Here is a 13,071-nt window from a genome sequence, read left to right as displayed (position 1 = left end):
TATTTCGCCAGGGACAATCGCCCGTGGCGATATATCGCCGGGGCGAGCAGGTCAACTCGCGGGCCCCATAGGGGTGTTCGTGACCATACCGGAACCGCCAGGCGTTGTGCATGGCGAAACTCGCAGACCGCGTGTTGCGCCCTGACGTCCTTTCGGTCCGATTGCGTGCCATTGGCATCAGTTAATTGCTCATTATTCACCCGCTGTGCCCGCCACCTCCGATTACCGACCGCGTACGACGATCACGTGCTGTCACCGCCATGTGGCGGGCGTCATAGCATTTCACCTCGCCGATACTTGAATCGGCCGGTCGGCGGTTCAGAGCAACTCGTAGACTGATCGGAGTTCGGTCCGAAGCAACGCGCGTCTCGCTGGCGTGTTGGGGACCGGTATGGTCACCGCGGTCTCGCGCCACGCGCGGGCCGGCGGAACGACCGGCACACCCCGACAACCCGGGTCCGCGCGGCACGGATGGACGCACCCCGATGGGAATCGACGATGGCTGAACAGCTCGTTGTCTCCGACACCCTGCATGCCTACGTGCGTGAGGTCTCGCTGCGGGAGGACGAAGTACTGGCCGAACTGCGCGAGTTCACCGCGCAGCTGCCCGCGGGCGCCGCGATGCAGGTGTCGGCGGAAGAAGGCCAGCTGCTCGCCCTCCTGGTGCGCCTGACGGGCGCGGTCAACGTTCTGGAGATCGGCACCTTCACCGGCTACAGCACGCTGTGCATGGCACGCGCCCTGCCGCCCGAGGGCCGTCTGACCACCTGTGACATCACCGACCGGTGGCCCGACATCGCAGCCCGGTACTGGCGGAAGGCGGCCGTCGACGACCGCATCGAGCTGCGGATCGGCGATGCGAGGGAGACGCTCGACGCGCTGCGCCTGGAACGCGGGGAGGGCCACTTCGATCTGGTTTTCATCGACGCGGACAAGAGCGGTTACCTGGGCTACTACGAGAAGTCGCTCGGCCTGCTGCGGCCCGGCGGTCTGGTGGTGGTGGACAACACCCTGTTCTTCGGACGGGTCGTGGACCCCGGGGCCCAGGACGCCGACACCGTCGCGATCCGCGAGTTCAACACGTTCCTGCACGGCGACGAGCGGGTCGACGTGTCCATTCTGCCGATGGCTGACGGCGTCACCCTCGCCCGCAAACGGACCGTCTGAGGGCCCGCCACCACCCGGACCGGCGGCGTGTTCCCGCAGTCGACGGAGCCGGGCGCCATGGCGCTCACCTCGCCGCCGAGCACGAACCATGACCCACAGAAGGCAGGAAACAGGATGACGACCGAGCCGATCACGGTTCTCGGCGCCGGTGTGATGGGCGTGGGGATCACCACACTGCTGGCCGGCCACGGCCTGCCGGTACGACTGGTGGACACCGCCCCGGAGAAGCTGACGCGGGCCCCCGGCCGGATCCGGCAGGAACTGCGTATGGCCCAGTTGATGGGCGCACTGCCGCCGGGCCGGGAGCAGGGTGAGGTGACCTTGCACTCCGATGTGTCCGCGGTCTGCGGCGCGCGGCTGGTGATCGAAGCGATCACCGAGGACACCGACCTGAAGAAGACGGTGTTGTCCGAGGTCTGCCCACTCATCCCCCCGGGCACTCCGATGGTCTCCAACACGTCCTCGATCCCCATCGACGAGCTGGCCGACGCCGTGCGGCGCCCCGCCGACCTGATCGGCACCCATTTCATGAACCCGCCGGCCCTGATCGGTACCACCGAGGTCATCCGCGGTGCGCGCACGGGTGAGGCGACCTTGGACGCCGTACGCGGCCTGCTCCACGCGGTCGGTCGCAGGCCCGTGGTGGTCCGCGACGCGCCCGGCTTCGTCACCAGCCGTCTGCTGCACCCGATGATCAATGACGCGGCGCGGGTGGTGCAGGAGGGCACGGCGTCCGCCGAGGACGTCGACGCCTTGATGCAGGGATGCCTGGGCCACCCCACCGGACCGCTGCGCACGGCGGACCTGATCGGCATCGACAACCTGGTCGACTCCCTGTGGGTGCTGCTGAAGCGCACCGGCGACGAGGGGTGCCGCCCCTGCGACCTGCTGCTGCAGAAGGTCGCCGACGGCCACCACGGCCGGAAGACCGGACATGGTTTCTACACGTACGAGGAGAGCGCGACATGACCACCCCCACTGACCGGCCCACGGACATCCAGTCGGCCATCCTGGCCTTCATCGAGGCCAGGACCAGGACGAGCCTGGAGCCCGACGTCGACATCTTCGCGGCCGGTGGACTCTCCTCGCTCTTCGCCATGGAACTGGTGGTCCACCTGGAGAAGACGTTCGGCATCTCCATCGGTGGCGCTGACATGCGCCTGGAGAACTTCCGGACGGTCGACTCGATGGTCCAGCTCGTGACACGACTGGGCGGGAGCATCGATGCCTGACCGGCTCGCCGCCGAGGTCACCGAGCTGGTCGGTGACCAGTCAGACCACTGGGACCGCAGCGGGCTGATCCCGCACGAGCTGTTACGGAAGATGTCCGGCCGCGGCCTGCTCTGCGCCCAGGTTCCCGAGGAGTACGGCGGTCTCGGCCTGGACAGCGCCCGGGGCGGTGAGTTCACCGCGCACGTCGGAAGCCTGTGCAGCTCGCTGCGGAGCGTGATGACTTCGCAGGGCATGGCCGCCTGGGCCATTCAGCGACTCGGTGACGACGAGCAGCGCACCGGCCTCCTGCGCGGGCTGGTCCAGGGCCGGCTGGCGGCCGTCGGCTTCTCCGAGGCGGACGCCGGTAGCGACATCTCCTCGATGCGCACCACCGTCCGACGCGACGGGGACCACGTGGTGGTGAACGGTGCCAAGACGTGGATCACCGCGGCCCTCTACGCCGACGAACTCGTGCTCTTCGGACGGTACGGGGACGGCGGTGCGGCCGTCGTGATTCCCGCGGACACTCCCGGTGTCACCATCGAGCGGGTTCCCGATCCGCTGGGCTGCCGGGCCGCCGGACACTCCCACATCCGGCTGGATGACGTCCGGGTGCCGGCACAGCGGGTGCTGGGCGGCGCGGGCATGCCTCTCCCCCTGCTGATCACCCTCGTCCTGGCGTACGGCCGGATGTCCGTGGCCTGGGGCTGCGTCGGCATTCTCCGCGCCTGCCTGGCCGCAGCGGGCGCGCACGCGCGCTCACGCCGTCAGTTCGGCAAGCCCCTCGGTGAGCACCAACTGGTCGGTCGGCACCTTGCACAACTGCTGGTGTCCGAGCAGGTCGCCACCCGGGCATGTGAGCATGCGAGCGCCCTGTGGGATGCCAACGCCTCGGACGCGGTCACCGCCACCGTCCTGGCCAAGCACGTCAGTGCCACGCAGGCCGCGCAGGGAGCCGCGTCGGCGGTCCAGGTCCTGGCCTCGGCCGGCGCGGACAACAGTTGCCTGGTAGCCCGGGCCTACCGGGACGCCAAACTGATGGAGATCATCGAGGGCAGCAATGAACTGTGCCAGGTCATGCTGGCCGAGCACGTGCTGTCACGCTCGTAGGAGGAGACGGTCATGGGTGAACCTACGACGGTGAAGTGCCTCGTCTGGGATCTGGACAACACGCTGTGGCAAGGCACCCTCCTGGACGGCGATGACGTCCGGATCACGGATGAGACCAGGCATGTGATCACCGAACTCGACCGGCGCGGCATCCTGCAGGCGGTGTGCAGCAAGAACGACCACGACCACGCGTGGCAGCGCCTGGAACAACTGGGAGTGGCCGAGTACTTCGTCCTCCCGCACATCGGCTGGGGGCCGAAGTCCGACTCGGTCCGGTCCGTCGCCGAACGGCTCGACTTCGCCCACAGCGCCATGGCGTTCATCGACGACACGCCGGCCGAGCGCGCCGAGGTGTCCTACCACCTGCCGGACGTGCGCTGTTACGACGACGGGCAGCTGACGGAGCTGCTGGACCTTCCCGAGTTCAGTCCGGCCACCGTCACGGTGGACTCGATGCGGCGCCGTCAGATGTACCAGGCCGGCTTCCGCCGGGATGCCGAGCGCGAGGAGTACAAAGGAGCGGACGAGGACTTCCTGCGCTCGCTCGACCTGTGGATGTCGATCAGCAGGGCGACCGGGAACGAGCTGAGCCGAGTCGAGGAACTGACCCTGCGCACGAGTCAGATGAACGCGACCGGTGTGCACTACGACGATTCCGCCCTGCGCCGGCTGATGACCGACCCCGAGCACGAGGTGCTGGTCGTCACCATGGGCGACAGGTTCGGGCCGCACGGGGCGGTGGGCCTGCTCCTCCTGCGCCGGATGCCCGAGGCATGGCACCTCAAGTTGCTGGCGACCTCGTGCCGTGTGGTGTCCTTCGGCGCCGGCTCGGTCATCCTCAACTGGCTCATCGACCAGGCCGCCACGGCCGGGGTGCATCTGACGGCTGACTTCCGGGCCACCGAGCGCAACCGGATGATGGAGATCGCATACCGGTTCGCCGGCTTCGACGACCAGCCCTGTGCGTGCCGGAACACGCTGGAGCCGGCCGACGACACCACCGGTGTACAGCGTCTCCATCTGATCGCCGCACCGCGTCCCGGGCCGGCCACGATGTCACTGGACGCGGTCGACCTCACCGGAATGAGGCCCCGGTAGAACCGGCCCCTGGCGTACTCGCTCGCTGACGCCGATCCGGCGTTGCGCATGGCGGGGCGCGGCGGCGAGCCGGGCGAGTCCTGGGCGTCGGCGTGCCCTGCCATGCGGTGGCCGCGTGCGGGCGGGTGGAGCGACGCGAGCGCGTCCGGTCGAGGCTGTGGAGGAAGCGGCCGTGATGCGGCGCTTGCGGCTCGGGCACAGGGTTCACCAGCGCGTCTCCCTGGCTGAATACCTCGCCGCCTTCCGCAGGACCTCGCATTCCTTCTCCAGCTCGCGGACCTTCTTGCGCAGGGCGGCGTTCTCCGCCTCCAACGGCGTCGGGGGCCCGGCAGGTGCCTTCTTCGCCCGGCGTCCCCGAGGCCGGTTCGCACCGGCCGCCCGCACCCACTTCCGCAGGGTCTCGGAATCGATCCCCAGGTCGGCGGCCACCTGCCGGATCGTCGACTCGGGCCGCGACTGGTACAACGCGACTGCGTCCGCCTTGAACTGCGGCGGATAGTGCCTCATGCCCACGAGACGTCCGCGCCGTGCGCCAACAGGTGCCCGACCGGACGGGCCACCGCTGTGACGCGGTGGACGTGCCGGCCCCCGGGCGGGGGCGTACCCGGGTCCAGTGGGTGCGTGAGGTGCACGACCAGGTCGCGTATGCCGTCCGGCGTCCGGTGCGCGGCTACCGTCGTGTCGACGTGCCGCGGTCCGACCGGACCGTCACGATCGTCGGCGGCGCACGCCGCGCCCGCAGGCACGAGGCCGAGGTCGTCAAGCACGATTCTCCCGGATACGCTGACCAAGACGTCCTCCTCGGCGGACGAGGGACGAGGCACGACAGCATCCTTCCTGCCCGGAACAAGACAGAGACATGCACCGTGAGGGCGCCGGGACACGTCGAAGCTCTCGCGGTGTCGGGCGGCACAGCGGCGGGACAACCGCTGGTCACCGGACGCAGCTGCTCCGCCCGCCCTGTATGACGACGGACGACACCAGGTGGTTCAGCATCGCATCCGGGAAACGGCACGTTCTGCGGCTGCGGTCGTCCTCGGCACGGACGGGGCGAGCGCGGTGGCAGTGGGAAAGCGGTGACGTCGGGGATACGTGAGTTCCCCGGTGACGGTCCGACCACCGACACCGGGCGGCACCCTGGGCGGCGTAGGATGCGGAGGCCGGAAGCGGGGAAGCGCCCGCCCCAGTTCGGAGTCGCCTTTCACGGCGCCGCCGGAAGCCTGTCGACGGGCCCTTCGAGCGGTGCCGCGCCGTGGCCTCAACGAGATCGGAGTGCGCTGTTTCGGACGGGCGCGTCCGTCAGCGCGACGGAATGGACGGATCAGTGACCGACTTGCTGGAACCGAGGCAACACTGGGTCAGGCGGTTACACCCTTCACCGGACAGCGATGTCGCGGTGGTCTGCTTCCCGCACGCGGGTGGATCGGCCAGCTACTTCCACCCGTTGTCCGCTCGGCTGACGCCCCGTGCCGAGGTGCTGGCGCTGCAGTATCCGGGCCGTCAGGACCGCCGGTCCGAGCCTGCGCTCACCAGTATCGACGAGCTGGTGGAGGGAATCACCGAGGCGCTGCGCGAGCACGTCGACCGGCCCCTCGTGTTCTTCGGGCACAGCATGGGCGGGACGCTCGCCTTCGAGACCGCGCGGCGCATGGAGCCGGAGCTCGGCGGGCGGTTGCTGGGGCTGTTCGTGTCGGGGCGCAGGTCGCCCGGCAGCGTGCGCCGGACGACGGTGCATCTGCGGGACGACGCGGGGCTCATCGCGGAAATACGCGAACTGCAGGGGACCGCCTCCACGTTGCTGGACGACGAAGACGTGGTGCAGATGATCCTGCCGTCCCTCCGCGCCGACTACACCGCGGTGGAGCGGTACGTGTACCGGCCGGGACCGGCACTGAGCTGCCCCCTGTACGTCTACACCGGTGACGCCGATCCCCAGGTGCACGAGGAGGAGGTGGCGGGATGGGCGGAGCACACCCGCGCGGACTTCCGGATCCGCACGTTCAGCGGCGGTCACTTCTACCTCGCCGAGCAGAGCGAGCAGGTGATCGCGGCACTGCGTGAGGACGTGACGGGGTTCCAGGAGCGTTCCCGGACCGGCGCCGAGCGCTGATCCGGGCCCGGGAAGGGTGCACGCACCGGACGTGAGGCCGTGCAGTTCAGGTCAGCCGCCGCCGGCGAAGCGGGCGGCGAGTTCGCGTTTCAGTACCTTGCCGCTCGGCCCGAGGGGGAAGTCCTCGACGAACTCCACCCGGCGCGGGTACTTGTACGCGGCGAGTCGCTGCCTGCTCCAGGACACGATGTGCGCGGCCAGCGCCGCGTCCTGATCCGTGCCCGGCCGCGTCCGCACCACGGCGCACACCTCCTCGCCGTACATGTCGTCGGGGACACCGATGACGGCAACCTGGGCGACGGCCGGGTGACGCATCAGCACCTCCTCCACCTCGCGTGGATAGACGTTGTAGCCACCGCGCAGCACCATGTCCTTCTTGCGGTCGACGATGGTCAGATAGCCGTCGGCGTCCTTCATCCCCAGGTCGCCCGAGCGGAACCAGCCGTCGACCAGCACGGCTGCGGTGGCTTCCGGCCGGTTGAGGTAGCCGGCCATGACGTTGTGGCCGCGTACGACGATCTCCCCGGTCTCCCCGGCCGGCAGCAGCTCGATACGGTCCTCCACGTCGGCGGCGGCGATCTCCGCCTCCACGCCCCAGATGGGGCGCCCCACGGTGCCGGGCCTGCGCGGCCACGCCTTCTGGTTGTACGCCACCACCGGCGAGGTCTCCGTGAGGCCGTACCCCTCGTAGATCGGGCAGCCGTAGACCTCCTGGAACTCCTCCAGCACCTTGACCGGCAGCGCCGAACCGCCGGAGAAGGCGCGGTCGAGCACGGGGCGGCGGGCGTCGTGAGCGGCGGCGTCGAGGAGGGCCAGATACATGGTCGGGACGCCCATGAACACCGTGCAGCCCTCGGTGGCCATGAGGTCGAGCGCGCCGGGGCCGTCGAAGCGGTTCATGAGCACCAGGGTGCCGCCGGCCAGGAAACAGGCGCTCATGCCGCAGGTCTGGCCGAAGGTGTGGAACAGCGGCAGACAGCCGAGCAGCACGTCCTCGGGGCCGAGGTCGAACGGAGAGCGCATCGTGGTGCTGACGTTCATCACCAGGTTGAGGTGGGTGATCATGGCGCCCTTGGGCCGGCCGGTGGTGCCCGAGGTGTACAGCACCAAGGCCAAGTCGTCGGGCGCGCGCGGCACCAGACCGTCCAGGGGCTCCGCCCGTTCGGCGAGCACGTCGAGGCGTGCCGGGCCGTCGTCACCCTCGCCGTTCCCGACCAGGACGGTGAGCAGCGGAACCCCCGCCGCCTCGGCCGCCTTGGCGCCCTCGGTCAGCATCGGGGCCGCGCACACCATGGCCTTCGCCTCGGAGTCGCCCAGCACGTGGACGATCTCGTCGGCGCGCAGCAGGCCGTGCACCGGGACCACCACGGCACCGAGCGCCAGCACGCCGTAGTACACCATCGGGAAGTGCGGTGTGTTCGGCAGCAGCAGGGCGATCCGGTCGCCCGGGCGCACACCGTGGTCCCTCAGCACCGCCGCGTACCGGCGGGTCGCGAGCCAGAGCTCGGCGTAGGTGATGCGTTCGGAGCCGAAGACGAGCGCGGGGTGGCCGGGGCGCCGCTCGGCGGACTCGGCCAGTATGGACGCGGCGGTCAGGGTCATGCCGCACCGCTGCGCCGTGTGGTCAGCGCCGGCTTGTCCGGCTTGCCGGCACCGGTGAGGGGCAGCGCGTCGTGGAACGTCACCACGGCCGGTACGTGCTTCGGGGACAGCTCGGCGGCGACGTGGCCGATCAGCGTCCCGGAGTCGGCGGTGCCGCCCGGCCGCACCACGACGGCGGCGTGGATGTGCTCCACGCGGTCCTCGTCGACCACGCGGTACACCGCGGCCTGGGCGACCTCCGGATGGGTCAGCAGCGCGTTCTCCACATCCGTGGGGTGGACCTTGATGCCGTTGGTCTTCATCACCTCGCCCATGCGGCCGTGCAGGCGCAGGAAGCCGTTCTCGTCGAGGGAACCGAGGTCGCCGGTGTGCACCCAGCCGTCGCGGATGATCTCGGCGGTCAGCTCCGGTTCGCCCCAGTAGCCGAGCATGGTGGACGGGCTCTGCACGCACACCTCGCCGATCTCGCCGGGCGGCAGGTCACGGCCGTCGTCCACGTCGCGGATGCGTATCTCCGTGGTCGGACGTCCGACGGTCCGGCGCAGTTCCGGGTCGAAGTGGTCCTGCGGCATCAGCATGCTGATGCCGCTGACTTCCGTGGTCCCGTAGAGCTGGAGCAACACCGGGCCGAACACCTCGACCGCCTCGGCCAGTCGGGCGGGGGCCGCGGGGGAGCCGACGTAGGTGATGAGCCTGATACTCGAACGGTCGGTGGTGGCGGTGTCGGGGTGGTCGATCAGCATGTACAGCTGCGGCGGGGTGATGGTCAGCGTGGAGACGCGGTGCTGTGCCACGGCCCGCAGCACTTCGCCCGCCTCGAACCCGTCGTGCAGGACGACCGTTCCGCCGGAGGCGAGCGCGACGTCGACGGCGGAGCCGCTGGAGTTGCTCACCGGCAGGGTCGACAGGTACACGATGGGTTCGGGGGACTGGAGGGCCACTTGGAGGTTGGCACGGCGGAGTCGGTACGGCTGCGTGACACCCTTGGGACGTCCGCTGGTACCGCTGGTGTAGATCACCACGGCCGGTTGTTCGGGGTCGGCCTCGACGGCGTCGTGGCCGAAGGCGTCCGGGTCACCCGACGAGAGGTCCAGGACATCGGGACCGAGGGCACCGAGGGCGGCGAGACGCGGTGGCTCGGGCAGCCGGTGGCACAGCTCTCGGGCCGCGTCGAGGTTCTCCTTGTCGACGGCGAGGAAGGCCGCCCCGGTCTTGCTGAGAATGTCCAGCCGGGCGGCGGCGGCCAGCTGGTCGGTGGGGTCCACCGCGTTCGTGGAGTGCAGGTGGACCAGGGTGGCCCCGGCCAGGTTGGCCGCGTAGCGGAGGATGATGGTCGCCGGACTGTTGGTGACGGTCAGCACCGCCACAACCGGGTCCTTGCCTTCCGTACTTGGGTCTCGATGTTCTGTGAAGTGCCGGAGCAAAAGTTCCGCTGCCGTGAGAACCGCCCTGGAGAACTGGCCCGCGGTGACTTCTTCACCATCCCTCCACAGGGCAATCCGGTCGGGGTCGGAGGCCAACGCCTCAAGCACCCGGCGGACGTAATTCTCGTTCGAGGACATCGTTACCCCACCATGCTGGTTCGTTTATCGGTCAGTGCAGACTTACATGATCGCGCGAAAGCGCGACAACCCACTTGCGGTAACCATTGGGCGTGCGACCGGTGAGCTCGGCTGCTGTTGGCGAGTTCCCAACTCCCGGGAGCATTGAGCGAGTTGAATGCCTGCCGGAGCCGATGATATACAGACGTTACCTCCATGCCCTACCCCTGCATTGCGAATGGTGAGGCCGCTCCCGCGCGATTTCGCCAGTGACACGTTCGCGCCGGCGCCGGGGACAAGCAGAATCCAGTCATAGCCGTGCGGTTTCAGCCAGTTATGCGCGGTTGCCCGTAGTTGCATGTGGCCTCAGACGGCCTGGAACGAAGCGAGTAGACGTGACGACCCAATATCTGGATCTCTTTGCACGCCTCACAGAAAACTCCGACGGGGGAAAGAGGGAGTTCCTGGAGATCGGACGGCTCGCCGGGAGCTTCCCCGCGGCCAGCGTCCGCGGCAGTGGACCCGTGGCCGGCCGGGACAGCATCAGCGTCTGGTGCAGCAACGACTACCTCGGCATGGGCCAGCATCCCGCGGTGCTCAAAGCCATGAAGGATGCGATCGACGAGCACGGCGCCGGCGCCGGCGGCTCACGCAACATCGGCGGCACCAACCATTACCACGTGCTGCTGGAGAGAGAGCTCGCCGCGCTCCACGGCAAGGACGAGGCCCTGCTGTTCACCTCCGGCTACACCGCCAACGACGGTGCGCTGTCCGTCATCGCCGGCCGCCTGGAGAAGTGTGTCGTCTTCTCCGACGCCCTCAACCACGCGTCCATCATCGACGGCCTGCGCCACAGCCGCGCCCAGAAGCAGATCTTCCGCCACAACGACCCCGCTCACCTGGAAGAACTGATAGCGGCGGCCGACCCCGACGTCCCCAAGCTCATCGTCGCCGAGTCCGTGTACTCGATGAACGGCGACATCGCCCCGCTGTCCGAGATCGCCGACATCGCCAAGCGCCACGGGGCGATGACGTACCTCGACGAGGTGCACGCGGTGGGCATGTACGGCCCGGAGGGCGCCGGCATCGCGGCCCGGGAGGGCATCGCCGACGACTTCACCGTCATCATGGGCACCTTGGCCAAGGGTTTCGGTACCACCGGCGGCTACATCGCCGGGCCCGCCGAGATCATCGAGGCGGTGCGCATGTTCTCCCGCTCCTTCGTCTTCACCACCGCGCTGGCGCCGGCCGTGGCCGCCGGCGCCCTGGCAGCCGTACACCATCTGCGGTCCTCCGAGGTCGAGCGGGAACAGCTCTGGTCGAGCGCGCAGTTGATGCACCGACTGCTGAACGAGCGTGGCATTCCCTACATTTCGGACCAGACGCACATCGTGTCCGTCATGGTGGGGGACGAGGCCGTGTGCAAGCGGATGTCCGCGCTGCTGCTCGACCGGCACGGAATCTACGTGCAGGCGATCAACGCGCCGAGCGTGCGGGTCGGTGAGGAGATCCTGCGGGTCGCCCCCGGAGCCGTACACACCGCCGACGACATACGCGCATTCGTCGACGCTCTGAGCCAGGTATGGGAGGAACTGGGCTCCGCCCGCGCGCCGGCGACCCCGGCCGCCCTTTGATCTGTCCACGTCAAGATGTGCGGGCCACGGCTACGCCGGCCAGATGTGTGGCCTCCGGTTCTTGGGGAGGACGGTGTGCCTCCGACGTTTCACGCACGTACGGCGGAAACGAACGGCGCTTTCCTCACGGACCATGGCCAGGGGTCCTGCCCCACGACCAGGACACGGACATCGCCGAAGGCTGCCGGAAGGCTCGCAGTACATGCGCCTCGGCCGGAAGGCAAGTCCGGCCGGTCCCTCGTACTCGACACACAGATCCCGGAACCCCCGCGCATCCGGAGAACGGGCCGGACTCCCGTGGAGTGCCCGGCCCGTCACGGTGCCGCCCGCGCGGCGCGGTCACGCGTGCCCCCGCCTCACCTGGCGTGCGGATGCCGGCGGCCTCCAGGTGGTCGGCGAGCCGGACACTCGTGTATTGCGACCCGGCATCGGAGTGATGGACCAACTTGCCCGCCTGAACTGGATGTTGGCCACGGCTGTGCTGCCAGATCGCCATCTCCAGGGCGTTCAGCACGAAGACCGTTTCCTTCGCGGTGGCGGCCGACCAGCCGGCAATCCGGCGGGAGAAGGTGTCCACGACGAAGGCGACGTAGACGACGCCGGCCCACGTTCTGGCATGGGTGAAGTCCGCGGCCCAGCAGCGGTTCGGGGCGCCGGCGACGAAGTTGCGGTCGACGAGGTCGGGAGCCCGCCCGGCCTGGCCGCCGGGCAGCGTGGTGATCACGCGTTTGCCGCGGACCGCGCCGGTGATACCGAGCTCGCGCAGCAGGCGTTCGACGGTGCAACGGGCCACGTCCTGGCCCTGCCGGTTCAGCTCCCGCCAGATCTTCCTCGCCCCGTAGACGCGGTAGTTGGCCTCGAAGACCTCGCTGATGTGCTCCTTCAGCTCGGCGTCCCGCACGGTCCTGGCGGACGGCGCGGTCCGGCGTGTGTGGGGTGGGCGTAGTAGGTGGCAGGGGCGATCTTGCAGTCGTGCATCGTCAGCACGCGGCAGATCGGCTCGACGCCGCCGAAGCGGTCCTTGTGCTCGTCGATGAAGGCTACGAGCGTGCGTGTGGCCGGTCGAGCTCGGCCGCGAAGAAAGACGCCGCGGCTTTGAGGATCTCGTTCGCCCGCTTGAGCCCGGCGTTCTCCTTCTTCAGCCGCTTCAGCTCGGCAGACTCCTCCGTCGTCGTCCCCGGCCGGCTGCCGGCGTCGATCCGGTCCTGCCGCACCCACTTGCGCAGCATCTCGGTCGTGCCGATCCCGAGCTTCGCCGCGACCGCTTTCATCGCGGCCCACTCGGTGTCGTAGTCGGGCCGCACCTCGGCGACCATCCGCACCGCACGACGGCGCAGCTCAAGCGGGTACAGGGAAGGACGTGCCCTGACTCGATCCTCTCAAATGATCGAGTCCCTACCGAACCCGGAACGGTTCACAGAGCGCAGACATACCGAGCCACACAATGCGGTGAAGCATCCTCTGACCAGCCTCGACACACATCTTGCCTCTGATACCGCCACCACTGACTGCCGATCAGCACGCGTGCCAGGCCAACAGTTGACCTGCCCTCATGCGCACCAAGGCGTCTGCTTGAACCAGTGCTGCGCTCAGGGTG

The 13,071-nt window shown here is 69.0% G+C and carries 12 protein-coding genes; 7 read left to right on the top strand and 5 right to left on the bottom strand.

Annotation, left to right across the window (positions count from 1 at the left end; all coding sequences use genetic code 11):
* Positions 1–498: 498 nt before the first annotated feature.
* The 5 genes from KUM32_RS15180 (at position 499) to KUM32_RS15160 (ending at position 4,587) form a co-directional block, all read left to right on the top strand.
* Positions 499–1,167 (top strand): O-methyltransferase, encoded by a 669-nt coding sequence (locus KUM32_RS15180; protein ID WP_217142406.1) that lies wholly within the window; start codon positions 499–501, stop codon positions 1,165–1,167.
* Between the two features lie 114 nt (positions 1,168–1,281).
* On the top strand, positions 1,282–2,136 hold the full coding sequence (locus tag KUM32_RS15175) for a 3-hydroxyacyl-CoA dehydrogenase family protein (RefSeq protein ID WP_217142405.1): 855 nt from the start codon (positions 1,282–1,284) through the stop codon (positions 2,134–2,136).
* A complete protein-coding gene (locus tag KUM32_RS15170; RefSeq protein WP_217142404.1) occupies positions 2,133–2,399 on the top strand; it encodes an acyl carrier protein in 267 nt (88 codons plus the stop codon). Before KUM32_RS15175 ends, KUM32_RS15170 begins: the two co-directional genes overlap by 4 nt.
* On the top strand, positions 2,392–3,489 hold the full coding sequence (locus KUM32_RS15165; RefSeq protein WP_217142403.1) for an acyl-CoA dehydrogenase family protein: 1,098 nt from the start codon (positions 2,392–2,394) through the stop codon (positions 3,487–3,489). The genes KUM32_RS15170 and KUM32_RS15165 overlap by 8 nt, the downstream gene beginning before the upstream one ends.
* Before the next feature lie 12 nt (positions 3,490–3,501).
* Positions 3,502–4,587: an HAD family hydrolase gene (locus tag KUM32_RS15160; RefSeq protein WP_217142402.1), complete on the top strand. Its 1,086-nt coding sequence runs from the start codon at positions 3,502–3,504 to the stop codon at positions 4,585–4,587.
* Between the two features lie 204 nt (positions 4,588–4,791).
* Here KUM32_RS15160 and KUM32_RS15155 read toward each other — a convergent pair whose 3' ends face one another.
* Complete coding sequence (locus tag KUM32_RS15155) at positions 4,792–5,094, bottom strand: transposase (protein ID WP_217142401.1); 303 nt, start codon at positions 5,092–5,094, stop codon at positions 4,792–4,794.
* Positions 5,095–5,899: 805 nt separating this feature from the next.
* Between KUM32_RS15155 and KUM32_RS15150 the strand changes: the two genes are divergently transcribed.
* On the top strand, positions 5,900–6,697 hold the full coding sequence (locus KUM32_RS15150) for a thioesterase II family protein (protein ID WP_254405591.1): 798 nt from the start codon (positions 5,900–5,902) through the stop codon (positions 6,695–6,697).
* 51 nt (positions 6,698–6,748) lie between these two features.
* Here the strand turns inward: KUM32_RS15150 and KUM32_RS15145 are convergent, their stop codons facing one another.
* Together KUM32_RS15145 and KUM32_RS15140 are read right to left on the bottom strand one after the other, a co-directional pair.
* Positions 6,749–8,299, bottom strand: coding sequence for a long-chain fatty acid--CoA ligase (locus KUM32_RS15145; protein WP_217142400.1), 1,551 nt, complete (start codon positions 8,297–8,299; stop codon positions 6,749–6,751).
* A complete protein-coding gene (locus tag KUM32_RS15140; protein ID WP_217142399.1) occupies positions 8,296–9,861 on the bottom strand; it encodes a fatty acid--CoA ligase family protein in 1,566 nt (521 codons plus the stop codon). The genes KUM32_RS15145 and KUM32_RS15140 overlap by 4 nt, the downstream gene beginning before the upstream one ends.
* A 374-nt stretch (positions 9,862–10,235) precedes the next feature.
* Between KUM32_RS15140 and hemA the strand changes: the two genes are divergently transcribed.
* Positions 10,236–11,474: a 5-aminolevulinate synthase gene (gene hemA, locus KUM32_RS15135; protein ID WP_217142398.1), complete on the top strand. Its 1,239-nt coding sequence runs from the start codon at positions 10,236–10,238 to the stop codon at positions 11,472–11,474.
* Between the two features lie 124 nt (positions 11,475–11,598).
* Here hemA and KUM32_RS15130 read toward each other — a convergent pair whose 3' ends face one another.
* Positions 11,599–12,444: an IS3 family transposase gene (locus KUM32_RS15130; RefSeq protein WP_302185148.1), complete on the bottom strand. Its 846-nt coding sequence runs from the start codon at positions 12,442–12,444 to the stop codon at positions 11,599–11,601.
* A 70-nt stretch (positions 12,445–12,514) separates the two neighbouring features.
* The gene (locus tag KUM32_RS15125) at positions 12,515–12,811 is read right to left on the bottom strand and encodes a transposase (protein WP_374227516.1); all 297 of its coding nucleotides are present in this window, start codon (positions 12,809–12,811) and stop codon (positions 12,515–12,517) included.
* Positions 12,812–13,071 lie beyond the last annotated feature (260 nt).

This window comes from Streptomyces sp. AC627_RSS907 (assembly GCF_019049165.1).
The sequence above is the reverse complement of the archived record's forward strand: the minus strand, read 5'-3'. Positions and strand labels throughout refer to the sequence as shown.